Raw genomic sequence first — 24,707 nt, forward strand, 5'->3', positions numbered from 1 at the left:
AATGAACACCGTACGCCAAATCATCGACGATGCACCGGAAACCGTCCCCGTGCCACCGGAATTTCGGCACAAGCGCGTAGAAATCACTTTTCGTCCATTGGAAGAAGGCCCTGTGGAAAAGGACGCCCACGGCTGGCCCGTCGGCTTCTTCGAAGCCACGGCCGGAGCATGGGAAGGCGAACCGTTGACGCGCGAGCCCCAGGGAGAATATGAGAAGCGCCTGGAGCTGGACTAATGTGGCTGCCCGACACCAACGTTTGGATACGCTATCTCAATCCGGCGCCGTCCCCGGTCAAGCAGCGCTTCATCGAGCACCTGCCTCAGTCCATCGTGCTCTGCGATGTCGTCAAGGCGGAACTCTATTTCGGGGCCTACAAGAGTCAAAGGCGGGAAGCCAATTTGAGCCTGCTCGAAACGCTGTTCGTCCAGTTCGTTTCGCTGCCGTTCGACGGCAACGCCGCCCGTCTTTGCGGCGAACTCCGCGCCGATCTCGCCCGAAAAGGCAAGCCTATCGGTCCCTACGACCTGCAGATTGCCGCCGTCGCCCTGGCCAACGATTTGACACTGGTCACTCACAATACCGTCGAATTCGGCCGCATCGACGGTCTTCGACTCGAAGACTGGGAGACTTGACGTGAAGCTTTACCGCATTCTGATACATCCCGGAACCGCCTTCGCCACGCCGCTCAAGGGCGACACCCTGTTCGGCCAGTGCTGCTGGGCGATCCGTAATCTTTGGGGCGAAGCCAGGCTGATCGAACTCCTGCAAGGCTACACCGATAACCAACCGTTTCTGGTGATTTCGGACCCCGTGCCGGAGGGTTTCCTAGCTCGCCCCGCCGCCCCTCCGCATCTGCTCGGTCTCGATACGGAAAACCCCAGGGAACGCAAGCAGATCAAGGCTCGGCGCTGGCTGCCGGAGGACGTGTTGACGAAGCCGGTCGGCGCCTGGGGGCAGGAAGCACTGAGCGAAGCCGACATGATGGACCGGCTGCAACTGAAGGGGCCGTTTCTCCGCCACGAAAACCGCACTCACAACAGCCTGAACCGACTGACCGGCACCACCGGGGCCGGTGAAACCGGGTTCGCGCCGTACGATCGGGCGCTGACCTGGTATCACCCCGAGGTGCGTCTGTCGGTTTACGCGGCGCTGGATGACGACCGCTACTTCACGCTGAAGGACCTGAGCGAAGCTCTCGTGGCCATAGGCCAGCAGGGCTACGGCAAGGAAGCCTCCAGCGGACTCGGCAAGTTCGAGGTTCTGGACGCGGCGCCTTATGATGACCCGCCGCGTCCTGCCGCCCCGAACGCCTGGCTGACCCTGGCGCCCAGCGCTCCCCAAGGGCAGCAATGGAAAGCCGAGCGTTGTTACTACGAAACCTTCACCCGCTTCGGCCGCCACGGCGACCGCGCCGTGCTCGGCGGGAAGCCATTCAAGAACCCGGTGTTGATGGCCGACAGTTTCGCCATCCTCACACCCGCGATCTTCGAGCCCTCCGCCCGTATCACGGGACGGGGCATCGGCGGCGTTTCCAAAGCGATCGGCACCGCGGTCCATCAAGGCTACGCCCCAGTCTTCGGCGTGCAATGGGAGGAAGCACAGTGAGTTCTTTCTTAAACACCCAAACCGTTTACATCTCGACGCTCACCCCGGTGCATGTCGGCAGCGGCGAAGATTATTACCCCACCAATTACGTCATCGACGAGGGTTACCTGCACTATTTCGGGGAGTTGCAGTTGTTGGAAGCATTGAAACCAGCGGAGCTACATGAGCTTGCTAAATTGGCGGAAATTCGCGAAGGTCAGGCCGCCATCCGTCGGATGCAAAAGTTCATCCACGACAAACGCGCGTTACTCAAGACTTATGCGCAACATGCCATGCCGGTTTCGCCCGCCTTGGAGGGATTCTATCGAGACAGCATTGAAGGAAAAAAAGATACGAACAAACTTGCAATCCAGCGCAATACCTTCAACCTCCACACACAACGACCTTACATTCCAGGCAGTAGCCTCAAAGGGGCAATACGGACCGCGATTCTGGACACATGTCTGAAAAAGGACCGGCAGTACGCCGATCACCTAAAGAAGGCAGTGAACGACGCCGTCCATAGCTATGAAAACGCAACGGATCAGCGTGCGGCGAAACGGAACATTCAGCGCAATCTACGGCTGACAGGCCGGGATGTTCCAGGTAAGTTACTGAAATACAGTCATGTCACCGAAGACCCTTTACGACTGCTCAAGATCGGAGATGCGCCATATAACCATTCGGACGGATTGAATGGGCTGGAAATCAGATACGCGGTCAATCGAAAGAAAGGACGCTCAAAGAAAAAGTCGATGGCCGAAGAGCGGGATTTATACACCTTGCTTGAATGCCTCGGTGCCCATCGCAGTCGCAGCTTTCACACCGAATTGACTCTTTTGTCGAGCCGGGAATTGAGTCGCTGGCAAGACAAGCTTCCCTTCGAAAGCCTCTCAGACTTGGCTGATCTCTGTAATAGCTACTATTTCCCGCGCTTGTGCGCGGAACTCGATGTGCTGCAAGACCTGCAGTATGTCGATACCGATTGGGTCACTTCTTTGAGAAAGCTGCTTTCCGGCGAACTGCGCGAAGCGCTGAACCGTCGACAGGCATTTCTGCTCCGTGTCGGCAAACACTCGGGAGCCGAGCACACCACATTAGACAGCGTGCGCTGTATCGAAATCATGCAGAAGCAAGGTCAACCGCCTAAGTATCTCGACCACGCCACCACGCTATGGCTTGCCGTCGACGCCAAGGACCAGACCGGCGCCATGCTCCCCTTCGGCTGGATACTGGTCGAACTCGACGATGCCGGCCTGCGCGAAACGCACGCCTTCCTCCGACGTAACGCGCAAGCGGCCTACGATCGACTGGAACAGGAACAAAAGCGGAAATCCGAGGCCGAGCGGCTGCGGGCCGAACGATGCCGAGCCGAAGCCGACGCGCGGCGGCAAGCCGCCGAAGAGACCGCAAGAGCGGAAGCCCAAGCCGCCCGTTTCGCGGCCATGTCGGAAAACCAGCAGCGGACCGAAGCCCTGCGTGGCGAAATGACTGCGGCCAATAAGGGCAAAGGTCCCGGCAGCCAGTTGTACGACCGCTTACGGAATCTGATCCAGGAGGCGGCGAGTTGGGACGAATCCGACCGCCAGGCCCTGCGCCCCGTAGCCGTCGAGATATTCGACTGGCTCGGCATCCGCAAGGACGACGGCAAGCGCAAGAAACTGTTGCGCAGTCTCATGGCGCCATGATGAGCTTGCACTGAATCCGTCTATCGGTTTCTTCCGTCAGCGGAGAACACGTTATGAACTGGCAAGACATCTGCGATAACCCGTTATTCAAGGACCTTCCCTTCAAATTCGAAACCGACCGCTGGGGGCATATCGTCATGAGTCCGGCCACCGACAAACGTTCCCGGCTCCAAGGCGAGATTTTGAACCTGCTGAGGCAACATCTTCCCCACGGACGGGTATTGTCCGAGTGCAGCGTACAAACCGCCGAGGGCGTAAAAGTGGCCGACGCGGTTTGGGCCAGCGCGGAGTTTTTCGCCCACCGCGGTTTGGCCAATCCTTCCCCGGAAGCCCCTGAAATCGTGGTCGAAGTGCTTTCGCCGTCAAACGGCCGGGCCGAAACGGAGGAAAAGAAGGAACTTTATTTCGCCCGTGGCGTGCGCGCATTCTGGGTGTGCCGGGAAGACGGCGAAATGCTGTTCTACAACAACCACGCCCGGCTCGAACACAGCACCCTGGCGCCCGAATTTCCGACCCGTGTCGAGTTGCCCGCATGACGCTCCGAAAATCGCAATCACTCGACGCTAACTTTTCGGTAAGCCGATTTTTCTGCAAACCCCTTTGTAAACCATTGACTTTGGAGGTGTTTTAGACACGAGCCGTTTGAATCGAGACCTTATGAAGAAGGGATTAAGACGCGTCGCTGTATACTGATAGCCGGTAGATGATTTGTTTGAATCGAGACCTTATGAAGAAGGGATTAAGACACGAGCCATCGAGGGGTTAATAAATCCGGTCGGGTTTGAATCGAGACCTTATGAAGAAGGGATTAAGACGTTCAGAGTAGAACAGGGTGTGTCCGTCGTGTTCGTTTGAATCGAGACCTTATGAAGAAGGGATTAAGACTAGTGGATCGTCGGCGAATTCCAGGGCTCGTAAGCGTTTGAATCGAGACCTTATGAAGAAGGGATTAAGACCGTCTCTCCGCGTTCTATGAAGAACGTCCGGACAGTTTGAATCGAGACCTTATGAAGAAGGGATTAAGACGCCTGCATCCAGGCATTCCCGTATGGCTTCATCGTTTGAATCGAGACCTTATGAAGAAGGGATTAAGACTGGAGTGCTTCCCCGCTCCAGCGGCCTTTGCGGTGTTTGAATCGAGACCTTATGAAGAAGGGATATATGCAAACGATTAAAACCACGATTAAAAGAGCAATCATAAGGTCTTTCCAATAACCATTCTTTTTAACCATGACAACTTACTTCGTTACCCGCCATGCGGGCGCCATCGAATGGGCACGCGAAAGCGGCATCGCGGTGGATTGGCAATTGGCGCACATGGACATGGCCGTGGTGAAAGCCGGGGATCGGGTCATCGGCACCCTGCCCGTCCATTTGGCCGCGGAGGTATGTGCCCGAGGCGCCCGCTATCTTCATCTGGCGCTCGAAATACCCCCGGATTGGCGGGGACGCGAGTTGTCGGCTCAGGATCTTAGGCGTTTCGGCGCCCGCATCGTGGAATACCGCGTCATCGCGGCTGAAGGCGAAAACCCATGAGCGCACGTGTCCTGGTCATCCCGCGAGCCGAGTGTCCATCTTTACCGGAGGCTGATGCCTGGGCGCGAACCACCTGGACGTGGCCCCGGAACTGGTCATGGCGGCGTCGCTCCGAGGCCGAGGGCGACGAGCGGTTGTTGCAGATCATTCCTTACGCGCTGCTCCGGAACGCTCGCGGCGAGATCTGGTGTTATGCCCGGAACGGCGGCGATTCGCGGCTGCGGGACCGGCTGAGCGCCGGCGTCGGCGGGCATATCGAGGACATCGACGCGGCGGAATCGATCGAGCGGATGGCTGATCGCGCGCTTCGCCGCGAATTACGGGAAGAGCTGCTTTGGCAGCCGGACACGGCTATCCCGGAACCGGTCGCCTGGATCTACGAGGGTCTTTCGGCAATCGGCCGCGTGCACATCGGCTTGCTGTATCTCCTTTCCTGGCCGGAAGACGCGCCGCCAAAACCGGCCGAGGGCCAAGGCCTGAGCGGTATCGGCTTTATTCCGGCGGGGCGGATCGCGGATGACGCGCGCTTCGAATTGTGGAGCCGTCTCGCCGCCGGATTTTCGATCCGGAATTCCGTATGAAAGCGAATATTCTGCTATGTACGCTCGGCGCCTCCTGGGCAGTAATTCCGGAGGTTTACGGTTTTCTCGCGCCGGACCGTTTGCCGCTCTACCGTTATCATCCACGATGCGCTGATTTCACGCGGCAACGCGAGGACTATCGACTGGAGGCGCCCGACGAAATCTGGGTCTGTACCACGCTGGGAGACCTGCCGCGGCAAGGACTTGCGTATCTCCGCGATTGGCATGCGCGGCTGGAGCATCCGCCGATCCTCCGGATCTGGCAGGCGGCAGGAACCGACCAGCTCGCCAGCCAGCCCGAGTGCGACCGATTCCGCGAACTCCTGCTGCGCGCCTGCCTCCTGGCGCACGAGCGCGCCGGGGACGGTCAGGTGGTTCTGTCGCTGGCCGGCGGGCGGAAAACCATGAGCGCCGATCTCCAATGGGCGGGCTCCGTGCTCGGCTGTGACGCGCTGATCCATGTGGTCGGGCAAGACCCCCTGCCGGAGCTTTTGAAAACGGGAACAGCCGAGTTCTTCACCCGCGAATTGCCCGCCGAGGTTGCATCCGCGATCGTGCCGCTCATTGCGGGAGCGGGCCGGCGCAGCGAACTCCTGGATGTCGAGCTCGACGGACGGCGCGCCGTCGTCAGCCGCGATTTTCCGCTTCCCCTGGCCTCACCCGGAGCCTCGTTGACATGGACGCCGGCCGCCGGCCACGGGCTTTGCGAGGAGATCCGGTCGCGCGAAAAGGCCGGGAGCCAACTGCTGGGAAATTACTTGAGAGCGCTCGGCGAGACGGAACACCACGAGAACTGGCGCAGCCTTTACCGCCTGCCGCCGCGCGTGATCGAGACCTTGCGGAAGCGGCCGCTGAATGCCGAGTTGGCCGGTTGGCTCAACGGCCTGCCAAAAGCGGACTTGCACCGGCACATCGGCGGCTGTCTCGATCTCGATGCCCAGCGCGAGGTCGGCCGCTCGGTTTGGGAGGCCTTGAGCCCTCCCGAGCGCGAGCGCGCCCTCGGCCATATTGCGCCGCTCCTGCGGCAAGCTATCTGGCCCTGGAATTGGCCGGACCGACTGAAGACCTCGGCCATTCCGAGGCCGCATTGGACCGCGGCGCTGCTCGTACACGCCGACGCCCCCCAATTGACCGGCAACCTGTTCGACGCCACCGAGCCGAGATTCGATCTGAAATCGCGACCCCGTGGCTTCAAGGCCTATGAACGGCCCGGCGAACTGTCCGGCTCGGCGATCCTGTCGCATCCCGCCGCCATTCAACCCTATGCGGCTCATCTCGTAGGTCAGGCGCACGACGAAGGGCTGGCCTATGTCGAGCTGCGCGGCAGCCCGCACAAATACGGCGATGGGCTGGCCTTTCTTCATCGGTTGACCGACGCCCTGCAAACCGCCGCGGCAAGCTTGCCGGCCGATTCGCGGGCCTTGTTCCGATTCATACTCATTGCCGACCGGCGCCAGCCCGAACGTCTTGCGGAGGTAATTGATCTGGCGGTACGAGCGAAGGAGCAATTGCCAAATTTCGTAGTTGGGCTCGACATGGCGGGCGATGAGACGCAATCAATTTCGGCGGATGTCGCACAGGCTTTTGCCCGTGCTTTCGAAATCTGCCTGCCGCTGACGATTCATGCCGGCGAGGGGGAGACGGCGGAAAAGATTTGGACCGCGGCCTATCACCTTCACGCCGACCGGATCGGGCATGGCCTGACGATTGGCGATCATCCGAAACTCGCCCAGCGCTTCCGCGACCGCGGCATCTGTATCGAGCTTTGTCCCAGCTCCAACCGGGAAGTCGTCGGCTATCGCGACGCCGCTTTCCCTGAAACGGCGCACTGCCCCGAGTACCCGCTGTGGCGACTCTGGCAAGCCGGGCTCCCTTTGACGCTCTGCACGGATAATCCGGGCATTAGCCGCACCACCATGACCGGCGAATATTTGACCGCCGCGCGCATGGTCGGCGATTGCTTTAGCTGCTGGGATGCCTTGGCCATGATCAAGCAAGCATTCGTCCATGCGTTTCTGCCGAGCCAGGAAAAAGAAGCGTTGCTGAAACGGATGGACGCTTTGGTTTACCGGCACGTCCTTGCCCAATTTTCGCCTCGAGAAGGTTTCAACCCGCGCCATCTCAGTTTTTCGGAAGACCCGCTAACGCCATGAAGATACAAACCCATGTAATCCTAGTCTCCGGACAGCCGACGCCCAACATCACGCCGGCGCTCGATCCCGAGATCAAACCCAAGCACATCATCATGTTGGTAAGCCCCGACATGGCCCGGCGGGCCGACTGGCTCCGGGCCGTTCTGCAGCCGGCCGGCGTCACGGTGAGCCAGATCAGGATCGAGAATGCCTACGATATCGAGGCCATACGCGAGCAGCTGCTGGCTTTGGTGTCGGAACACGAGCTCGATCAGCTCGCCCTGAACGTCACCGGGGGCACCAAGCCCATGGCCATCGCCGCCTACGAGGTGTTCCGCGCGGCCGGTCAACCAATCTTCTACGTCCATCCCGAACAGGACCGGCTGATATCGATGCATCCCGCCGGCCGGCCGCCGAGGGAGCTAGCCAACCGCATCAAGCTCAAGGGATTTTTTCAGGCCCACGGGGCTCAATTGAGCGAACGGCCCGCCCATTTCGGCATGCCCGAACGGTTGAAGGTATTGGCCGAAGGGCTGGTCCGGCACATCGACAAATATCAGAACGCTCTCCGAATTTTGAACTGGGCGGCAATGTCTGCGGAACAGAACGAATCGCTGGTCTCCGACCAACTCAGACCGGGCCAGATCGAGCGCGAAGACTTCAAGGCCCTCCTCGGCTGGTTTGAGAACGCAGATGTCGTTATGGCGAGGCAAGGCCGCCTCCATTTCGCCGACGAGCCGGCCCGCTTCTTCGCCAACGGCGGATGGCTGGAACAGTACGCGTACAGCCTGGTCCAGAGCCTCAAAAGCGAACTCAAAGCGATACAGGACATCGGCCGAGGGCTGGAAGTCGAGCGGCAAAACGGCGCCGAGCGGATTCGCAATGAACTGGACGTTGCCTTTCTCGCGGAAAACCGGCTGTACATCGTCGAGTGCAAAACCCGCCAGTTCAGGGACGATATCGAGACCGGCGGTGCGGGCGCCGATGCAATCTATCGGCTCGACGCGCTTTCCAACCTCCTGGGCGGTCTCCAGGCAAAGGCCATGCTGGTCAGTTATCAGCCCCTGTCCACCGCCATTCAAGATCGCGCCCGCGCCTATGGGATACTGACCTGCGCCGGACCGGAATTGAAAACCTTGAAGGAAACCTTACGCCGATGGATAGGTTGAACCGCCCGGTACCGAATGCTAACTTTTCGGCAAGCCGATTTTTCTGCAACCCCCTTTGTAAACCATTGACTTTGGAGGTGTTTTAGACACGAGCGGTTTGAATCGAGACCTTATGAAGAAGGGATTAAGACAGCTGGGTAATAATCTGGGCGCGAATATTCGCCGTGTTTGAATCGAGACCTTATGAAGAAGGGATTAAGACAAGCAGCTCACGCGCCTTGCGATCCTTCGCGGCGTTTGAATCGAGACCTTATGAAGAAGGGATTAAGACGGCGCATTGTCTGCAAGTTTTCTGATATTTTTTGGTTTGAATCGAGACCTTATGAAGAAGGGATTAAGACGTGGGACCCGTTAAGGACATGTCCTTAAGGACGCGTTTGAATCGAGACCTTATGAAGAAGGGATTAAGACTTTTGTCGGTTCCGGACCGGGAAGCTCGGCATGAACGGCTAGGTTCGCGACAGATGCGCTTCCCTTCGGTCAGCACATCCTACAAACGGATGGGCCGGGCGAAGGGTTGTCGAGCTGCGGAGGGTCCTTCGCCCTTTTGGTGGATTGCGGAAACCGGGATGTCGTAGGGTGGGTTAGGCGCATTCCGGCGCCGGCTGGCCACCGATCGCCGCGCTTCACATGCGCCGTAACCCACCAACGCTCGGCAACCTTGCCGCTCGCTTCGGCGGGTTGCATGCCTTGAGCGGAAGCGCGCCTAATTCACCCAGCACGGATATATGGGCTTCTAACGGGTTGCGCTGGTCACCTCGCCTGCCGCAAACGATCGTTTTAGAGCGTTTTCCATCCCGGTGTACCGATTCATGCCGGGAGGGGAGAACGTAGGTCGGCAATCCCTTGCCGACGTATCGGCTCGGCGAAGGGCTTTGTCGGAAGGGTCGCGACTAAAGCGACCGTTTGCGATTGGCAAGGGATTGCCGACCTACATATCCGAATCCTTTACACCGATTCGGAAAACGCTCTAACCGCAAACTCGGCCGATGCGCTTCGTGCCTCAGACTCACGAAGGCCGGATACGCTTCGATTAATCCGGCTTACATTCCGGTCGAGGAACCCGTGTGCGGGGCGACGCCCGGCTGTAAAATAGTCTCCCGCTCAAGAGCGCTTTTTAGCCGGCGCCCTCGCCCGTGCTGCCGCCACACGATGGGAAAAATGCCCTAGCCCCTCCCCTATTTTGATCAAGCCGCCTCGTCGCTGACTTTGGCGCGCGAAAACCGATCGATCAGCCCGCAAGCTTGTGAAATGCCCCGCCTTCGACATGCGGCATTACAGTAGCGGCCATGAGCAAACGGTCGCTTTACATCGCCGCCTACGACATCTCCGACGACGCCCGCCTGCGCAAGGCGCTTTTCGTGCTGCGCAACTATTCCACCGGCGGGCAGAAATCCGTGTTCGAGTGTTTCCTGACCGAGGCCGAGAAGCGCCAATTGATCGACGAGGTCCGGGAGGTCATCGACGAGGAAGCCGACCGATTTCTGCTCTTGCGGCTGGATCCCCGGATGAAGGTTCGCGTGCTCGGCATCGCGGTTCCTCCGGCGGACCCGGAGTTCTTCTACGTCGGCTGAGGATCGAATGGGCACGCTTTACCTGGACAGAAAAGACATCGAATTACGCCGCGAGGGCCGGCATCTCTGCCTTTACGAGGGAGGCAGCCGGAGCGCGACGATTCCCCTGAACGTGGTCGAGCGGGTGGTCGTCCGCGGACAGGCGACGCTCAGCACCGGCGTGCTGGGACTGCTCGCCGAGGAAGGCGTCGGCCTTCTGGTCCTGAGCGGCCGGCAGGGACGCACCGCGGCGATTCTGCACGGAAACCGACACGGCGACACCGCCCGGCGCATCGCGCAATACCGTTGGCACCACGATGACGAGTACCGGCTGCCCTGGGCGCGCCGATTGGTGGCGCTCAAATTGAAAGCCCAGGCCCGGCTGCTGCGCTCGGCGCTAAACGTCCGGCCCGATTGCCGCAAGCCGCTTACGGATGGCATCGCGCGAATTGATCGTGCCTTGGCAAACATTGAGGACGCGCCGCGGCTGGAACGGCTACAAGGGATCGAAGGCGCGGCCGCGGCGGCTTATTTCGCGGGGTTCACGCAACTGTTTCCGGCCAGTCTCGACTTTACCGGACGCAATCGCCGGCCGCCGAAGGACCCGGTCAACGCGGCCCTGTCGCTAGGATATACGCTGCTCCATTTCGAGGCCGTCAACGCCTGCCATGCCGCTGGGCTGGACCCTTACGTCGGCTTCTATCACGAACCGGCCTATTACCGCGAATCCTTGGGGGCCGACCTGATAGAGCCGCTGCGGCCGAGGGTGGATCGCTGGGTATGGCGGCTGTTCGCCGAGCGAACCCTGCGCGCCGATTCGTTCGCGACCGAAGCCGACCGCTGTCTCTTGAAAAAGAACGGCCGGGAAGTTTTCTATGCCCGCTACGAAAGCTTCGTCCGTCCCCTGCGTGGCCTGTTGCACCGCTACGGCCTGTTGATCGCGCACCGTCTGACCGAGGAGGCGCCGTGAGACCGCTGTATCTGCAAGGCGCGGGAACCACGATCAAGCGTGATGGCCCCGCTCTGCGCGTCATCCGCGCCGGCGCCGCGGAGCGCTGGTTTCCGTTGCGGCGGATCTCGCAAGTAGTCTCGGCGGCGCACATCGATTGGTCCGTCGACGCCTTGCTGGCCTGCGCGGAAAACCGCATCACCGTGAGCTTCATCGACGACGAGGGGGCGGTGCTGGCGAGATTGATAGGAAGGCCCGGAGAACGCTACGAGCTTCGACAGCGCCTGCTAGATTTTTTGCTGCGCCCGGATTGGCAGGATCTATATCTTCAATGGAACGGCGCTATGGAGCGCATGGCGGTGCGCAGCGTGATTCGCCGCACCGGCCTTGGCTTCGACCGTCCGCCCTCGGCGAAAGAGCTGCGCCAACTGTTCCAGGACGGTGCTCGGGGCATGGATCAACTCCCCGCCTACGAGCGTATCGGACGCGAGGTGTACGGGCTGCTGACCGGCCTGGTGACCAGGCATTTGGCCGACGCCGGGATTACCGCCGAATTGGAGCCCATGGGCGAGCTCAATCCTGTGATCGGCTTGAGTTCCATCCTGTTCTGGGATTTCCAGCTGGCACGGCTGGCCTGGCTCGAAGACCGGCTCCGCGAGAACCGGCTCGGCATCCCGGACCGTATCGAAATCGTCGGTTTTTTCGAGGCCCGTCGGAAACGCACGGAACATTTGACCCTCGGCCTGCTCAACCGGCTGCACCGCTGGCTGATCGAGCTTGTGTGATGCCGCTCAATCAAGCTCAAACCTACCTGGTGTGCTACGACATCGCCGATCCGAAGCGTCTGGGGCGGGTTCACCGCTTGCTCCGGGAGCAAGGCATCCCGGTGCAATACTCGGTGTTTACCGCCCAGCTGACGACCAAGGAACTGGGCCGAATCATTGCGGGCCTGGTCGAACGCATCGACGAGCGCGCCGACGACGTGCGGATCTATCCCTTGCCGAACCGTCCGGAAACCACCAGCCTGGGGCTTCAATATTTCCCGGACGGCGTGCTCTTGATCGAAAAAGGCAAGGACTTGTTGAGAGCGCTTCGTTAGAGCGTTTTCATCTCGCTCTACGGCAAAACAGGCCTGGCCGGAGTCGTTGGCGCCTTCGGCCAGGGTAGATCGACTCAAGCTTTCGTAGATCAGCAATCCCTTGTCGACGGACCGGTTGGCTTAACTGCACCGTCGGCAAAGGATTGCCGACCTACGCGCTGCACTCGCGTTCCACACAATTTTATGGAATGTACTTAGAACGGCATCGCCATGGTTTAGGCAACTTGACCGGTGCGGCTCATGCCGGACCATCCTCGTCCGGCACCAATCCTCCGGGAGAGGATTGGGACGCGGAGCGCCCGCGAGGGTGAAAAACAAGGATGTTTTTCATCAATCCCGCCGGTTTGTCGTTCCTCACCGCACCCTACGGGCGTAGGATGCGGTAACCGAAGGGAACCGCGTCATTCGAGGTACTACGCGATGCTCCAGGCGGTTTTCCCCGGAATCGGCGGTCTCGGGACGATGTAGAACGGAAGCTCGGTGGATTCGAGCGTCTCTTCGGCGCGCTCGGCCTGGGAACGGGGCGTTTCCGGGGGATTGGACTCTGCTTTGGTAGTCGATTCGCTGTTCATGTTCGGCCTCTCTGCTTGGGTTTTAAGGCGGCCTGGCTTACCCGGTGTCGGTACGGACTCGGCGCGACATGGCCGAGAAACGCCTACTTCGGTAAGCGGTTGGTCTTCGCGAAATTTCTAGCAACCCTCGCGCCACCTCGGCCATAAATACGTAACTAATTGATAGTTTAAGCCTTTGCCGCGAGCGAGTGCAGTCTTTCCTCAGCGGAATGCTTACAACGCTTATGCGCATCGTGAGTTTTCCGACAATAGGGATAGAGAGCCGGGAACGCTCCGAACGATCAGGACGCACCGAAAACGCCGCGCGAGCGGCACCCATGCCCACTTTTGTCGCGTTTGCGACAAAACAGTGCAAGAAAGCTTGAAGCGTCGGCCGAGCCGATCGCCTGTGTAAAAAAACGATAAGGGTCTCAGGAGCACTTCTTATCGATGGCATAAGCCTTGCTTAATCGATGAAAAATTGCACCGAAGAGGCGCTCGTGTCCAAACAATCTTCCAATAACCCGCCGCCCGAGCCGTTGGGGAAGTCCGTACTGGCCGACAATCGCATGCTGGCTCTGTTCGCGGAAACCGTGGAACAAGCGCCGGTGGCCATTTCGATCACGGACGACAAGGCCAATATTCTGTACGTGAATCAGGCGTTCACGCGTGTTACCGGGTATGCACCAGAAGAGAGCATCGGCCGAAACGAGTCCATGCTGTCCGACAAGAACACGCCGAAGGCTGTATACGACGAGCTTTGGAACCGCATCAAGTCGCAGCAGACCTGGCAAGGCTATCTGCTCAACCGTCACAAGGACGGCCGCCGCTATCTGGCCGATCTCACCATCGCCCCCATTCTGAACGACCGGCACGAGACCACCCACTACATCGGCATGCACCGAGACATCACGGAAATGTACCGGCTGGAGCAAAGGGTCAATCAGCAGAAAGTGCTCATCGAGACGGTGGTCGATTCGATTCCGGTCGCGACCGTGCTTTTGGACGAATCCGACCGTGTGGTGCTGGACAACAAGATGTACAAGACCCTGTCCAGCGATCTGGGCCTCAGCGACCCGGCCAGGACGTTCATCGATATCCTGCGGGAAGACATGGCGGAAGAATGGGAGCGGATGAAAAAGAAAAAATCCGGCTTTCATAACCGCGAAGTCCGTTTCGACCGCGGCGGGCATCACGCGCCCCGCTGGTATGCCTGCGCCGGCAGCTGGTTCTGCCAGGAAGACGACCGTGTCGAGGCGTTCTTTCACGAAAATAGCCACACTTATCTGCTGCTCACCCTGACCGACATCACCCAACAAAAAAAGCACGCCGAGGAAATCCGCATCAATGCGCTCAAGGCATTGATGGCGGAGGAAGAGAAAACCCAGCGTCTTCGCGAAACGCTGTCGGGAGCCATTCACCATATACAGGGCCCCATCAATCTGCTCAAAGCGGCCAAGACCATGCTGACGCGGCGTGGGCTCGATGACCGCAACATCGCGCTGGTCGACATTCTGGATCAGATCCGCTTGGCCGGCGAACAGTCCGTCGCCCACATGAAGCGATGCATACCGGAAAGCAACACCTCGGCCATGACGCCAGTCAATCTGAACCAGTTGCTGCACGAAACCATCGTGCTATTGACCGAACGGCTCCTCGCCAGCGGCATCGTCGTCGAGTGGAAGCCGACCCCGGTGCTGCCCGCGTTGATGGGCCAGGAGAGCCACCTCCGCACCATGTTCAAGCAGATTATCGAAAATGCCATCGAAGCAATGAACCAGAGCGGCATCGTCACCCGCGAACTGCGCATTTCCACGTGGTCCGACAAACATTTGCTGCATGTCTCCATCGAGGATACCGGCCCCGGCATTCCCGACGAACTGCGCATCAAGGTCTTCGAACCGTTTTTCTCCACCAAGAACGACGGCCATGGCGGGCATTCGGGCACCGGTTTGACCATGGCCCAGGAAGTTATCAATCAACACCTTGGACTGATCCGGATCGATCCCAGCTATCGGGACGGATGCCGAGTGCGTATCCAATTCAATATCCACAACATGATGTTCGTACCGGAGAAGGCTTCCGACCATGGATGAGCGTACTCAACTGATCGAGCGCGAACTGGACGCCCTTTACCAGGTCAGCCAAGTACTCAATCGACCTTTGGGGCTGAAGGAAAAACTGGAAGCCATTCTCGAGATATTGCAGGAGTGCGCCGACATGCGCTCCGGAATGCTGGCTCTCAGGGAACAGGAAAGCGACGCGTTCGAGGTCTGCTCGGTGCTGCGCAGCGACGGCGTCGAAACCCGAAAGCCGGTCCGCTACGAACCGGGGGAAGGACTCATCGGCACGATCCTGGATGCGGGGCGCACCATCGTGGTGGAACGCATCGCCGACGAGCCGCGTTTCCTGGGCAAGCTGGGCCTGTACGATCCGACGCTGCCGTTTATCGGATCGCCTATCCGCGTCGGCGACGACGAGGTCGTCGGCGTGTTGGCGGCACAGCCGGTGGACGCGAAATTGCTCGACGCCCGCGCACGGTTCCTGGAAATGGTCGCCAATCTGATTGCGCAAAGCGTGGGCCTTTTGCGCAGCATGGAGCAAAAGCAGCTCGATCTGGTCGCGGAGCGCGATCAGTTGAAACAGAGCCTCCGCAGGAATTACGGCTTCGACAACATCGTCGGCCGCACTCCGGCCATGCTGCGGGTTTTCGAACTGGTCCGGCAGGTCGCGAAATGGAACACCACCGTCTTGATTCGCGGCGAATCCGGCACCGGCAAGGAGGCGATCGCCAACGCCATTCACTACAACTCGGCCTGCGCCGGCGGCCCTTTCGTCAAACTCAATTGCGCCGCTCTTCCGGACAACCTGCTGGAATCGGAACTGTTCGGCCACGAGAAGGGCGCGTTTTCCGGCGCCATCAGCCAGCGCAAGGGACGTTTCGAACTGGCCAACCACGGCACGATCTTCCTGGACGAGATCGGCGAAACTTCCCCCACCTTCCAAGCCAAGCTGCTGCGCATCATTCAGGAAGGCGAGTTCGACCGCGTCGGCGGTACCCAGACGCTCAAGGTGCAGGTTCGCATCATCGCCGCCACCAACCGCAATCTCGAGGAAGAAGTCGAGGCCGGCCGTTTTCGGGAAGACCTCTACTATCGCCTCAACGTCATGCCGATTTTCATGCCGGCGCTGCGGGAACGGCTCGAGGACATTCCGGACCTTGCCGATTTCCTGCTCAAGCGAATCTCCCAGCAACAGGGCGGAAGACCGTTGATCATCAAGGAAAGCGCCATCCGGCTCCTGATGCGTCACGACTGGCCGGGCAACGTCAGAGAATTGGAAAACTGTCTGGAGCGGGCCGCCATCATGAGCCCGGACGGGATCATCGACCGCGACGTCATTGCCATGACCGGCCTGGAGGACGATGAAATCTCGGTTACCGGACCGGCTGCCAGAACGCCGGAGTTCAACCTAGAGGGGATGGACGAAAGAGAACAAGTCATCGCCGCGCTGGAGCAAACCGGCTGGGTGCAAGCCAAGGCCGCCCGCCTGCTGAACATGACTCCGCGCCAGATCGCCTATCGGGTAAGAACCCTGAACATCAAGATGAAGCGGATTTAGGATTCGCCGGCAAAAGGATTGCCGCCCTATGTTCGAAAGATGCCTGTCCTGAGCCGAGTCGCAGGGCGGCTCCCTTCGGTCACCGCATCCTACGTTTCTTATTCAGCCCATGCCGGCTCGGCAGGTTGGGAATCCCTTCCCGACGCAAAGGATTTTCCGACACGACGAATCGTCGGCAAAAGGATTGCCGAATACGGCGCATTCCGCGCGGAATACTGTTAATGCGGATGAAATGCTCTAGCTTCGCGCGTTCCGCCTGTGTTCCTCGTAACGCGAAATCAACCTGTCCATGAGAGCCTCGTTGCCTAGGCAAGCTTCCAGCTCGCTCGCGATCAAATGGTCGTAATGGCGGCGCAGCACGCTATCGGTCGGACGTGGAAAGGTGGTCGTCTCGATCATGTATTTAATATGGTTTATATGATGTCGCCTGAGCACCGAATCCTCCGGAATACTATGGCGAGGCCGCCTGGCTACCGATGCTCTCGGCGCATCCATCCGCATCGCGTTCGCCGGCGTTTTCGGCGAATCGACCCGCATTTCTCTTGCCGGTGCTTTCGGCGAGTCAGCCCGCGTTTCGTTCTCCGGCGCTTTCCGTAAATCCACCGGCATTTTGTCCACAACGATGGCGCGTTTACTTCGGCTACGCACGAGCAAATACACGATAAGCAGAATGATTAATAAAATGGCGATCGCTGCGATGATTAATACAGGTCGAAACTCGTCGTTCGCCAAATTTTGGAAAAGATCTTTAAGTTCAAATTGATCCACAATTACCTCCTCCCGCTCTATGAGTTGATTATGTCGTTTCCAAGGCGATACGTTTCGGCATCCGCCATCGCCGAGAAATAACGCAGTCGCCCGGCACCAATCTGTTATTGTGTTTTATACCTTTATTTACCCGGATACCATTGCGTCTAGAGCGTTTTCCGAATCGGTGTAAGGGATTCGGATATGTAGGTCGGCAATCCCTTGCCGACGTATCGGCTCGGCGAAGGGCTTTGTCGGCAAGGGATTGCCGACCTACGTTCTCCCCTCCTGGCACGAATCCCTTACACCGATTCGGAAAACGCTCTAGCCGTTCGTGTCCAGGTACCCACACTCGCACTGAAATGTCCAGGGCGGTAACAGATTAAACGCTAAGTAGAAAATGGCCCAGTCCCCTTTTCATGGGCCATCGGCCGAAGGCCATCCCCTCGTCCCCAAATAAAGTTAACTTAGTGTTTGTGAGGAAAATAAAACGAAATCCTTACCTCGGCAAGTAAGGGTTTGACTAGAGCCCCGTCTGCGGTTCGGCCGATCGATCGCGATGCTCGTCCCACAGCCGCTTGAAACAGGTGTCGAGCCGGGATAATCGGGTATTGGAGGCTTCGAGACGATCGTAATCGGGGAAACGCTGGGAATTTCCAGCGTCATACCACGCGGTCATATCCCGTTTCAGACTTTCCTTCTCCTGTACGGTGCGGGCGATGAGCTGGCGCGTCCATTCCTGGGTGGCGGCGGACGTGAGCGGCGCTACGCGGTAGCGCAAGCCTGTTTCGAAGATCCTCACGCCGCCGCCTTCCGCCACGGTTCGGCGCAGGGATTCATGGTCGGACATTTCGACGCCGGCCAGATAATCGATGCCGAAATGGTAGAACTCCGGCAGCCACGGCGTAGTCGGCCCCATCAGCACGCTGACGGCGTTGCGGGACAGCTCGGCCAAACGCGGGAAAGTCTTGTTGGGAATCGAACTCGCCGTGATGAATACCCATTCCGCCTCGGGTAGCAGATACTCGCAGGCTGCATCGGGCAGGTCGCCCGGCACCGGCTGGCGCTCCAGTACGGTGAGGTCCAGCCCGTGCTCGGCGGCAAATCGATCCAGCCCCGGATAGCGGCCGATCACGACGACGCGCCGTCCTTTCATTTCGGACAAGAAGTGTTCGAAAACCGCTAGATTGTTCCCGCCTTCCGGGTGGGGCGCCAGCGTAACGCCGGGCGGCGGAAGTTGCAGGCGATTGATACCGGCATTAACGGCCGCCATGCCGATCGTCGCCCGATAGGGATCGAAGTCGCGAACCCACGCTACCAGTCCGGAGAGGGATTTTCCGCTCAGGGTCCCGGCCCAGGGCAGCGTCCGGGTGGGGATGCCGGGACTCATTGCCAATCCGACGGCGTCGGCCTCGCAATAGGTCCATACCAGCCCGATCAATACCTCCCGAACCGGCGATGGACTGGAGGCGTAATCCTGTAACAGATCGTAGATTTCGTAAGGATTGTTCATGGTCTGCCTGATGGGCGTTGGAGGATCTTTCGACGAGGACGCTGCACTTTACTGGCCCAGCGGCCGGGCTTCGCTTGATCAAACGGTTTGATCAGGACCATCCGCGCCTCGGCTCGACGGCAAACGGGGTTTGTCCGATTCGAGTTCCGGCCGAATGGCGCTGTCATCGATCCGGTACCCATCCTACAACGCAGCGGTAAAAATCCGAGGATGCGGTTTCGGTGGTTTGTGCTGTGCGAACCACCCTATGCACTGAGTTTCAACGGTAGCCTGTATGGGATGAGCCGCGCCTGCGAAGCCTTTTTTGATCGGGAACCGCGTATATCAAAATGGCTCTTTGCGACGAGGCGTAATCAATCCCCTAGCGCAGGCAACAGCTTAGGTTCCGATTTGATGACATCATCACGCCCCCAGGCGACCACGCCCTCTACGAACCAGCGCGGGTCTTTAGGGTGTGGCAAAACGACATCGTATTCGGCGAAGAAGGTGCCATCGGCATGAAACTTCATCTCGCCGACCCGGTGTCCGTTCGGATGGTGCCAATAGGCACAAAGGGTATCCTTGCCGCTGAAAGGATCGCGGCTGGTTTCGAAGCGGGCCTCGCTGAAAACCGGTTTCATCGTGATCTGTTCCGGCAGAAACCCCAATCCGTGAATTTCCGTGATCAGCCGCGCGCAAATAGCTTCGCCCAAAAGCTGATGGGCTTTCATCATCGGCTCGGTAGTATTCATGTCAGGGCCCCGGCGATTCAACCAAGGCTCGGTTCGGCGGTTCCGCGAAGCGGAGTCCCGGGTTTCGGCTCCTTGCTAGGCTCGGAAACCGTTTTGTGAAGCAGTCGGGTGAAGTTTATGGTCGATTTCATGCCTGATCCCATCGGCTTTGGTCCGCCAGGAATCAAGCAATGGCAATGCCACTTCTAGCTTGTTGATTTCTAAAAGGCTACTCGCCTTTCACCTGTCGGAAAGGCTACAAGAAACGATTTTCAGGTCGCTAAAACAACAAATCCCAGCCGAAGGGACTGGGATTTGGTCAACGTTGATAAGAACCAAGGCATTACATCTGCTCGCATAGCGTGTTCGGCTTTTTGCTCAGATTCGGCAGGACTTTGCGACTTAAACCGAGCCCCACGGCGATCAGCAAGAGCACGATCAGCGGGAATTCAACTACGGCAGCGGCCACCGCCATCAAAACAAAAAAACTTACCGCCACGAACAGCAATACGAATGGGACGATCCCAAGAAGCAACAAAATATGCATAACCACCTCCATCATTTAAATTACGGAAATAATCATAACCAAAACTTCGGGGCTGTGCTGGCTATTTTCGTACCTAAATAAGAAATAATCGCTTTTTTCTTTTAGCATAATGCCATCCTATGGAAACAATATAGATCGGCTTATGCTGCGACGGATTCGATACAGGGGCGGTCCGTTATCCACTGTCAGAATCAAACAATCTCGTCGTGTGCCGTATTTTCTGCCGACATGCCGGTCCTAAGCCTTTGATTCAAGGTCAGGTCGCTGATGCGCCCGAACAATCAATGACATAGCAATTTGTCATCAAACTTGAACAGAACCTGACCAAGCTGACGAATACCCCGAAGAAATGGGCGACCGCGCTGTCCATCCCCAAGCTTATCCACAGGGTTGTCCACGGGAATTGTGGATAGTCGAGCACGAACTTAGATCTGGAACTTACGGCCGCAAACCCGAAAACCAAATGAAAAAAAGACCGCGAAACGGCGACCTAACAACCGTTCCGCGGCAAAACATGGCGAATACCAAAACGTTCTCTAAGCTGGGACGACTTTGCTTCCCGCTGCAAACGGCCGTCCCCGAATACCGAACCAACCTGCCGAACGCTAAAGCCGGCGGTTCTTACAAGCGGAGCTCCTGACCGCCGCTTGCCCGGCTTCCGTAACCCGCCGCCTCGCCCGCCCGCACCCTCGGGATGCCGCCGCTCTCCGATTGGGCGAGGCGCAATAGATCACGAATCTCGCGATTGCACTTGCCGCAGGCGGTGCCGACGTTGAGGCAGTCGGTAATCTCCTTGCGCGTGCACGCCCCCGAGCGTATCGCCTCGCAGATTTGGCTTTCGGTAACCGCTTTGCAGATACAGATATACATGGAGATGCCTCAAATCATCGTCGTTCAATCGCGCGGCATCGGATTGGCCTCGAAGAGATAGTCGAGCCATAAATTGGACACTTTCTCCAGAGTCGTGTTCTGCCGCAAACGGGCGTTCAGGTGCGGGAAATCGACCTGGTCCAGATCCTGGTCCTGATTGAAACAGGTATAGACGAAGCGCTCCTTGCCGGTCTCCGGGTCCGTCTGCTTGCACATGCACTGGGCGCACACGCCTTTCATCATGCATTGCATGGGCGAGTTGATGGACCCGATGGCCACGTGGTTTTCCTTGAGATAAGGCTGCAAGACGCCGAACCGAGCCGCTTTGACCGCCGCCATCATGCGGTCCGAACCGATCGCGATGATGCGGTCGGCGGCATCGAGCGGAATGGGAATCTCCCCCAAGGCTCCGCTGGCGTAGGCGACCATAGCCTCCACGATGTTGCCGACGAAGGATTTGTCCTGCGGCCGGGTGGTGGAGATCGGAGTACCGCCCTTGCCCTTGTCGACGGACCACACGATCACGTCGGAAGCGTCCTCGATTTCCTTGACCTTGAAGACATCCTGGCCGCTCCGGTAGCCGGCGAAATACAAAACCCGGTTGTCGTTCTCGCGGAGCGCCTTGCCGATGGAGAACAGCACGGCATTGCCGAGGCCGCCGCCGAGCAGGAGCACGGTTTCGCCCTCGGGTATCTCGGTGGGCGCGCCGGTCGGGCCCATCAGCACGACCGGATCGCCGGGTTTCCAGGTGGCGCAGAGGCGCGAGGAGGTGCCCATTTCCAGGGCGATGACGCCGACCATGCCTTTCTCCCGGTCCACCCAGGCGCCGGTGAGAGCGATGCCTTCCGTTGCCAGCGAGGTGCCGTTCAGCCGAGGCGCGTAGAATTCGAAGTTCTGCACCCGGTAGAACTGCCCCGGCTGAAATTTGCGGGCGGCCATGGGCGCCTCGATGACGATCTCGACGATGGTTGGCGTCAGCCGCTTGACCTCCACGACCCTGGCCGTCAGCAGTTCGTCCAATTGCGCCTGAAACGCCGCGAGTTCCGCGTCCCGCTCGGATTGCGCCGCGGCATCGAGGCGGCTGAGTTCTTCCGCGAACAGCTTGACCACGTAAGGGTACCCGTCCTTGGCGCTGGCCATGGCCTTGACCACGTTGCCGGCGTATACCGGGTGATTGTCGCCGTAATAGGTGATGTACTTTCCGTCCTTTCCATAGGAGGTGAAGGGGGCCGGGACCAATTCTTTCGGCATGCCCCAGCCGTTCTTGGCTTCCATTTGCGGCGAGCCGTTCTCGCTCCACGCAGGTTCGAAGCGCTGGAAGAAATTGCCGTCGAGCTGGAACGTGCCGGGGAATTCGTTTTCGTAGATGGTGTTCGGCGAGGTGCCGGCGGCGACCAGGAGGGTACGCATGGGCACCACTGGCTGTTCGCCCGAATCGACCCAGCGCCCGTCGTCGCGCTTGGCGAGCTTTTCGAAACGCACGGCCTGCAAATAACCGTACTCGTCGGTGATCGCCTCTTGCGGGTTCATGCCTTCGGCGAACACCAAACCCTCTTCCATCGCCTTGATGATTTCCTCGTGGTTCTGGCGATAGGCCGGCGAATCGTTCATGCCCTTGCGGTAGAACAGCGTCACGCCGCCCCATTGCCGGATGAGCGGCTCGAAATCGGGCGTTTCCCCGGTTGCTTCGGCGCGCCAGCGCTCGGCGCGAACGGCGCGGCCATGGTCCAGGAATTCATCCAAAATGGCCAACTCTTCACCGTCGAAACGCGAACGAACCTGGGTGTCTCCGTACCGGGCGACGAGGCGCTCGTAACGGTCGAGCGTCTTTTCCACCTGCACCGGGTAATATGCCAGGAGCTCGGTTACGGCGTCGGTCGCGGTGAGCCCGCCGCCGATCACGCCCGCCGGCAGCCGCACTTGAAGATTGGAGAGCGAAGACTGTTTCGCCGCCCCGGAGAGTTGCAATGCCATGAGAAAATCCGAAGCCTTGCGGATGCCGCGGGCGAGATTGTTCTTGAGGCCGATCATGGTCGGCTTGCCCGCCCCGCTGGCGATGGCGATATGGTCGAAGCCCAGTTCCCAGGCGTCGTCTATGGACAGCGTGCTGCCCAGGCGTACCCCGCCGTAGATGCTGAAGTTTCGGCGCCGGGCCAGGGTCAGATAAACCACCTTGAGGAAGTTCTTGTCCCAGCGCACGGTGATGCCGTATTCGGCGACGCCGCCGAAGCCCATCAGGACGCGCTCGTCGAGGTTCTCGTACAGCATGTGGAAATCGTCCACCGCTTCGGGAATCCCCGCATCCTTTCCGGTCAGCTCTTCCGGCAAAGGCTCGATCTTCAGGGCATCGATGGCCACTACCCCGAAACCTTCGTTGAGTAGATAGTGGGAAAGCGTATAGCCGGCCGGTCCCAAGCCCACCACCAGTACCTTCTTCCCGTTATAAGGCAAGGCGTAGGGCCTTTTGAGATTCAGCGGATTCCAGCGGGTCAGGAGGCTGTAGATCTCGAAGCCGTACGGCATGAACAGCACGTCCGTGAGAATGTTGGTTTCCACTTGCGGAATGTTGACCGGCTCGGTGACGCGCTGGAACACGCAGGCCTTCATGCATTCGTTGCAGATGCGATGGCCGGTGCCGGGGGCCATGGGGTTGTCCGCCACGATCATGGCCAGGGCGGCGATGTTGTCTCCCTGCTGCTTCAGGGCGAAGGCTTCCGAAATGCGTTCCTCCAAAGGACAGCCGATCTGCGTCACATCCAGCGGATTGTGGCGGAACTCGCCCTCTTTGGTGCGCTGCCCCTTGGAGCAGTAATCGTTGTTGCGCTCGTGACAGATGACGCAGCGATCCACTTCGTAATTCGCTTCGCGCGCCGAGGCGCGTAGGTCGGTCAAGGCGAACCCGTCGCGCCGGCGACGTTTATCCAGAGGACCCGCCAGCACCTCGAAGCCCTTGCGCGGTTCGGCATGGCATTCGACCAGATGCTCGTAATCGATGCGCTCCGGCTGTTTCAGGGAGACCCAATCCGTGACCTTCGCGCGGATGGTGGGATGGTGCAGGGCCGCGTAGCTCCAGCGTTCCACCCAATCGAGCAGCCGCTGGACGAAAGCCGGGTGCTCGGCCTCCGCTAGCGCCGCGGCGAAACGTAGGCGGGCGCCGTCGTCGGCTTTGAGACTTTGGCGCAACTCGGCTGCATCGGCGTCGGCATCACCTTGATACGATGCCGTTTCTCCCTTGGCCTGCGCCTGATAATGCTTCGCCAGCGCATCCAGCCGCATCGCGACCACAGCGAGCGCCTGCTCGGGATCGAGATCCGGCGCGCCATCCTCGAGGCTTATCCGCTTCAAGTCTTCGATCGCGGAATCGAGTTCATCGAGATCGAAGCCGGCCAGCGCTTCGGCGTCGAACTTTTGCGCGGCGCGTTTGACCACCGAATTCTTGTAGGCGAAAACGGTTTCGAACTCACGGGCCGCAGCGGCGCATTGAGTCTCGCGCTCTCCTTCCACGTTGAACAGGCGCGCGACGAAGCGCCCGAGGTAAGGCGCCGTGCTGAGCAGCGCGTTCGCGACCTCGGCGGGAGGCAGCTTGCCGTCCTTATCCTCGCGGCAAGCAATGTAGGCGCGATGAACCTCCGGGTCTTCCGCCGCCAGAGTCTCATCGAAGACATCGTAAAGTTCCTTAAGACGCTCCGGGTCGTACAAGTCCCGGTAGTCGAAACCCGGAACGCCCAAGGTAAAGTCGCGTCGGGCGAATGGCTCGCCGACCGTGGCGCAGCGCTGCGTAAGATTCATGATCGAATTTACCCCTTGACTCGTACGGTATTTGGGTCCGTCTCAAGCAGAAGGCATGCCATCGATC

At 59.3% G+C, this 24,707-nt stretch carries 21 protein-coding genes, 2 pseudogenes and 2 CRISPR repeat arrays; of the genes and pseudogenes, 15 read left to right on the forward strand and 8 right to left on the reverse strand.

Going from position 1 to position 24,707, the window contains the following annotated elements:
• The first annotated feature begins 1 nt into the window (after nucleotide 1).
• The 11 genes and pseudogenes from ACWJJK_RS14850 to cas1 all read left to right on the forward strand — a co-directional run.
• Nucleotides 2–235 carry a hypothetical protein gene (locus ACWJJK_RS14850; RefSeq protein ID WP_133716869.1) on the forward strand — a complete coding sequence of 78 codons (234 nt, stop codon included), beginning with the start codon at nucleotides 2–4 and terminating at the stop codon, nucleotides 233–235.
• Nucleotides 235–633 (forward strand): type II toxin-antitoxin system VapC family toxin, encoded by a 399-nt coding sequence (locus ACWJJK_RS14855; RefSeq protein ID WP_077732663.1) that lies wholly within the window; start codon nucleotides 235–237, stop codon nucleotides 631–633. The genes ACWJJK_RS14850 and ACWJJK_RS14855 overlap by 1 nt, the downstream gene beginning before the upstream one ends.
• Before the next feature lies 1 nt (nucleotide 634).
• Nucleotides 635–1,606, forward strand: coding sequence for a type III-A CRISPR-associated RAMP protein Csm4 (csm4, locus tag ACWJJK_RS14860; protein WP_168183899.1), 972 nt, complete (start codon nucleotides 635–637; stop codon nucleotides 1,604–1,606).
• A complete protein-coding gene (gene csm5, locus ACWJJK_RS14865; RefSeq protein ID WP_168175549.1) occupies nucleotides 1,603–3,273 on the forward strand; it encodes a type III-A CRISPR-associated RAMP protein Csm5 in 1,671 nt (556 codons plus the stop codon). Before csm4 ends, csm5 begins: the two co-directional genes overlap by 4 nt.
• Nucleotides 3,274–3,326: 53 nt before the next feature.
• The gene (locus ACWJJK_RS14870; RefSeq protein WP_077732665.1) at nucleotides 3,327–3,809 is read left to right on the forward strand and encodes a Uma2 family endonuclease; all 483 of its coding nucleotides are present in this window, start codon (nucleotides 3,327–3,329) and stop codon (nucleotides 3,807–3,809) included.
• A 104-nt stretch (nucleotides 3,810–3,913) separates the two neighbouring features.
• A CRISPR array of direct repeats spans nucleotides 3,914–4,438; the repeat unit is 36 nt; unit sequence GTTTGAATCGAGACCTTATGAAGAAGGGATTAAGAC.
• A gap of 65 nt (nucleotides 4,439–4,503) precedes the next feature.
• On the forward strand, nucleotides 4,504–4,809 hold the full coding sequence (gene csx16, locus ACWJJK_RS14875) for a CRISPR-associated protein Csx16 (protein WP_156879348.1): 306 nt from the start codon (nucleotides 4,504–4,506) through the stop codon (nucleotides 4,807–4,809).
• Nucleotides 4,806–5,390, forward strand: coding sequence for a hypothetical protein (locus tag ACWJJK_RS14880; protein WP_077732667.1), 585 nt, complete (start codon nucleotides 4,806–4,808; stop codon nucleotides 5,388–5,390). The genes csx16 and ACWJJK_RS14880 overlap by 4 nt, the downstream gene beginning before the upstream one ends.
• Entirely contained in the window at nucleotides 5,387–7,543 is a 2,157-nt protein-coding gene (locus ACWJJK_RS14885) for a CRISPR-associated ring nuclease (protein WP_454128242.1), read from the forward strand. Before ACWJJK_RS14880 ends, ACWJJK_RS14885 begins: the two co-directional genes overlap by 4 nt.
• Nucleotides 7,540–8,691 carry a Card1-like endonuclease domain-containing protein gene (locus ACWJJK_RS14890; RefSeq protein WP_454128243.1) on the forward strand — a complete coding sequence of 384 codons (1,152 nt, stop codon included), beginning with the start codon at nucleotides 7,540–7,542 and terminating at the stop codon, nucleotides 8,689–8,691. Before ACWJJK_RS14885 ends, ACWJJK_RS14890 begins: the two co-directional genes overlap by 4 nt.
• 95 nt (nucleotides 8,692–8,786) lie before the next feature.
• Nucleotides 8,787–9,102: a CRISPR direct-repeat array (repeat unit 36 nt; unit sequence GTTTGAATCGAGACCTTATGAAGAAGGGATTAAGAC).
• Nucleotides 9,103–9,980: 878 nt separating this feature from the next.
• Nucleotides 9,981–10,265 (forward strand): CRISPR-associated endonuclease Cas2, encoded by a 285-nt coding sequence (cas2, locus tag ACWJJK_RS14895; protein WP_156879344.1) that lies wholly within the window; start codon nucleotides 9,981–9,983, stop codon nucleotides 10,263–10,265.
• A 7-nt stretch (nucleotides 10,266–10,272) separates the two neighbouring features.
• Nucleotides 10,273–11,124: pseudogene (gene cas1, locus ACWJJK_RS14900) on the forward strand (CRISPR-associated endonuclease Cas1); the annotation flags it as partial.
• 3 nt (nucleotides 11,125–11,127) lie between these two features.
• Here cas1 and ACWJJK_RS14905 read toward each other — a convergent pair.
• Nucleotides 11,128–11,190 (reverse strand): annotated as a pseudogene (locus ACWJJK_RS14905) (hypothetical protein); the annotation flags it as partial.
• Nucleotides 11,191–11,210: 20 nt separating this feature from the next.
• Between ACWJJK_RS14905 and ACWJJK_RS14910 the strand changes: the two are divergent.
• Both ACWJJK_RS14910 and cas2 (ACWJJK_RS14915) read left to right on the forward strand, forming a co-directional pair.
• Nucleotides 11,211–11,978, forward strand: coding sequence for a CRISPR-associated endonuclease Cas1 (locus ACWJJK_RS14910; protein ID WP_086135395.1), 768 nt, complete (start codon nucleotides 11,211–11,213; stop codon nucleotides 11,976–11,978).
• Nucleotides 11,978–12,292 (forward strand): CRISPR-associated endonuclease Cas2, encoded by a 315-nt coding sequence (gene cas2, locus ACWJJK_RS14915; protein ID WP_077732673.1) that lies wholly within the window; start codon nucleotides 11,978–11,980, stop codon nucleotides 12,290–12,292. Before ACWJJK_RS14910 ends, cas2 (ACWJJK_RS14915) begins: the two co-directional genes overlap by 1 nt.
• 413 nt (nucleotides 12,293–12,705) lie before the next feature.
• Here cas2 (ACWJJK_RS14915) and ACWJJK_RS14920 read toward each other — a convergent pair whose 3' ends face one another.
• Complete coding sequence (locus tag ACWJJK_RS14920; protein WP_156879342.1) at nucleotides 12,706–12,864, reverse strand: hypothetical protein; 159 nt, start codon at nucleotides 12,862–12,864, stop codon at nucleotides 12,706–12,708.
• Nucleotides 12,865–13,343: 479 nt separating this feature from the next.
• Between ACWJJK_RS14920 and nifL the strand changes: the two genes are divergently transcribed.
• Together nifL and nifA are read left to right on the forward strand one after the other, a co-directional pair.
• Nucleotides 13,344–14,939 carry a nitrogen fixation negative regulator NifL gene (gene nifL, locus ACWJJK_RS14925; protein WP_240502432.1) on the forward strand — a complete coding sequence of 532 codons (1,596 nt, stop codon included), beginning with the start codon at nucleotides 13,344–13,346 and terminating at the stop codon, nucleotides 14,937–14,939.
• The gene (nifA, locus tag ACWJJK_RS14930) at nucleotides 14,932–16,464 is read left to right on the forward strand and encodes a nif-specific transcriptional activator NifA (protein ID WP_077729108.1); all 1,533 of its coding nucleotides are present in this window, start codon (nucleotides 14,932–14,934) and stop codon (nucleotides 16,462–16,464) included. Before nifL ends, nifA begins: the two co-directional genes overlap by 8 nt.
• 237 nt (nucleotides 16,465–16,701) lie before the next feature.
• Here nifA and ACWJJK_RS14935 read toward each other — a convergent pair whose 3' ends face one another.
• From ACWJJK_RS14935 to ACWJJK_RS14960, 6 genes are all read right to left on the reverse strand, one after another.
• Nucleotides 16,702–17,232: a hypothetical protein gene (locus tag ACWJJK_RS14935; RefSeq protein WP_086135394.1), complete on the reverse strand. Its 531-nt coding sequence runs from the start codon at nucleotides 17,230–17,232 to the stop codon at nucleotides 16,702–16,704.
• Nucleotides 17,233–17,734: 502 nt separating this feature from the next.
• Nucleotides 17,735–18,724: a Rossmann-like domain-containing protein gene (locus ACWJJK_RS14940; protein ID WP_454128244.1), complete on the reverse strand. Its 990-nt coding sequence runs from the start codon at nucleotides 18,722–18,724 to the stop codon at nucleotides 17,735–17,737.
• Between the two features lie 353 nt (nucleotides 18,725–19,077).
• On the reverse strand, nucleotides 19,078–19,455 hold the full coding sequence (locus tag ACWJJK_RS14945) for a hypothetical protein (protein WP_077729105.1): 378 nt from the start codon (nucleotides 19,453–19,455) through the stop codon (nucleotides 19,078–19,080).
• Between the two features lie 322 nt (nucleotides 19,456–19,777).
• Nucleotides 19,778–19,981 carry a hypothetical protein gene (locus ACWJJK_RS14950; protein WP_454128245.1) on the reverse strand — a complete coding sequence of 68 codons (204 nt, stop codon included), beginning with the start codon at nucleotides 19,979–19,981 and terminating at the stop codon, nucleotides 19,778–19,780.
• Nucleotides 19,982–20,602: 621 nt separating this feature from the next.
• Nucleotides 20,603–20,851 (reverse strand): (2Fe-2S)-binding protein, encoded by a 249-nt coding sequence (locus tag ACWJJK_RS14955; protein WP_133716884.1) that lies wholly within the window; start codon nucleotides 20,849–20,851, stop codon nucleotides 20,603–20,605.
• A gap of 24 nt (nucleotides 20,852–20,875) precedes the next feature.
• Nucleotides 20,876–24,640: a pyridine nucleotide-disulfide oxidoreductase gene (locus ACWJJK_RS14960; protein ID WP_454128246.1), complete on the reverse strand. Its 3,765-nt coding sequence runs from the start codon at nucleotides 24,638–24,640 to the stop codon at nucleotides 20,876–20,878.
• Between the last annotated feature and the right edge of the window lie 67 nt (nucleotides 24,641–24,707).

It is taken from the genome of Methylocaldum gracile (assembly GCF_053646815.1).

Bases quoted from the DNA above. Each gene is read 5' to 3' on its own strand.
- ACWJJK_RS14960 (WP_454128246.1), bottom strand. From the start codon at position 24,640: ATGAATCTTACGCAGCGCTGCGCCACGGTCGGCGAGCCATTCGCCCGA.
- ACWJJK_RS14855 (WP_077732663.1), top strand. From the start codon at position 235: ATGTGGCTGCCCGACACCAACGTTTGGATACGCTATCTCAATCCGGCG.
- ACWJJK_RS14940 (WP_454128244.1), bottom strand. From the start codon at position 18,724: ATGAACAATCCTTACGAAATCTACGATCTGTTACAGGATTACGCCTCC.
- ACWJJK_RS14890 (WP_454128243.1), top strand. From the start codon at position 7,540: ATGAAGATACAAACCCATGTAATCCTAGTCTCCGGACAGCCGACGCCC.
- cas2 (WP_077732673.1), top strand. From the start codon at position 11,978: ATGCCGCTCAATCAAGCTCAAACCTACCTGGTGTGCTACGACATCGCC.
- cas2 (WP_156879344.1), top strand. From the start codon at position 9,981: ATGAGCAAACGGTCGCTTTACATCGCCGCCTACGACATCTCCGACGAC.
- ACWJJK_RS14850 (WP_133716869.1), top strand. From the start codon at position 2: ATGAACACCGTACGCCAAATCATCGACGATGCACCGGAAACCGTCCCC.
- ACWJJK_RS14885 (WP_454128242.1), top strand. From the start codon at position 5,387: ATGAAAGCGAATATTCTGCTATGTACGCTCGGCGCCTCCTGGGCAGTA.
- ACWJJK_RS14870 (WP_077732665.1), top strand. From the start codon at position 3,327: ATGAACTGGCAAGACATCTGCGATAACCCGTTATTCAAGGACCTTCCC.
- nifA (WP_077729108.1), top strand. From the start codon at position 14,932: ATGGATGAGCGTACTCAACTGATCGAGCGCGAACTGGACGCCCTTTAC.
- ACWJJK_RS14945 (WP_077729105.1), bottom strand. From the start codon at position 19,455: ATGAATACTACCGAGCCGATGATGAAAGCCCATCAGCTTTTGGGCGAA.
- csx16 (WP_156879348.1), top strand. From the start codon at position 4,504: ATGACAACTTACTTCGTTACCCGCCATGCGGGCGCCATCGAATGGGCA.
- ACWJJK_RS14950 (WP_454128245.1), bottom strand. From the start codon at position 19,981: ATGCATATTTTGTTGCTTCTTGGGATCGTCCCATTCGTATTGCTGTTC.
- ACWJJK_RS14880 (WP_077732667.1), top strand. From the start codon at position 4,806: ATGAGCGCACGTGTCCTGGTCATCCCGCGAGCCGAGTGTCCATCTTTA.
- ACWJJK_RS14920 (WP_156879342.1), bottom strand. From the start codon at position 12,864: ATGAACAGCGAATCGACTACCAAAGCAGAGTCCAATCCCCCGGAAACG.
- ACWJJK_RS14955 (WP_133716884.1), bottom strand. From the start codon at position 20,851: ATGTATATCTGTATCTGCAAAGCGGTTACCGAAAGCCAAATCTGCGAG.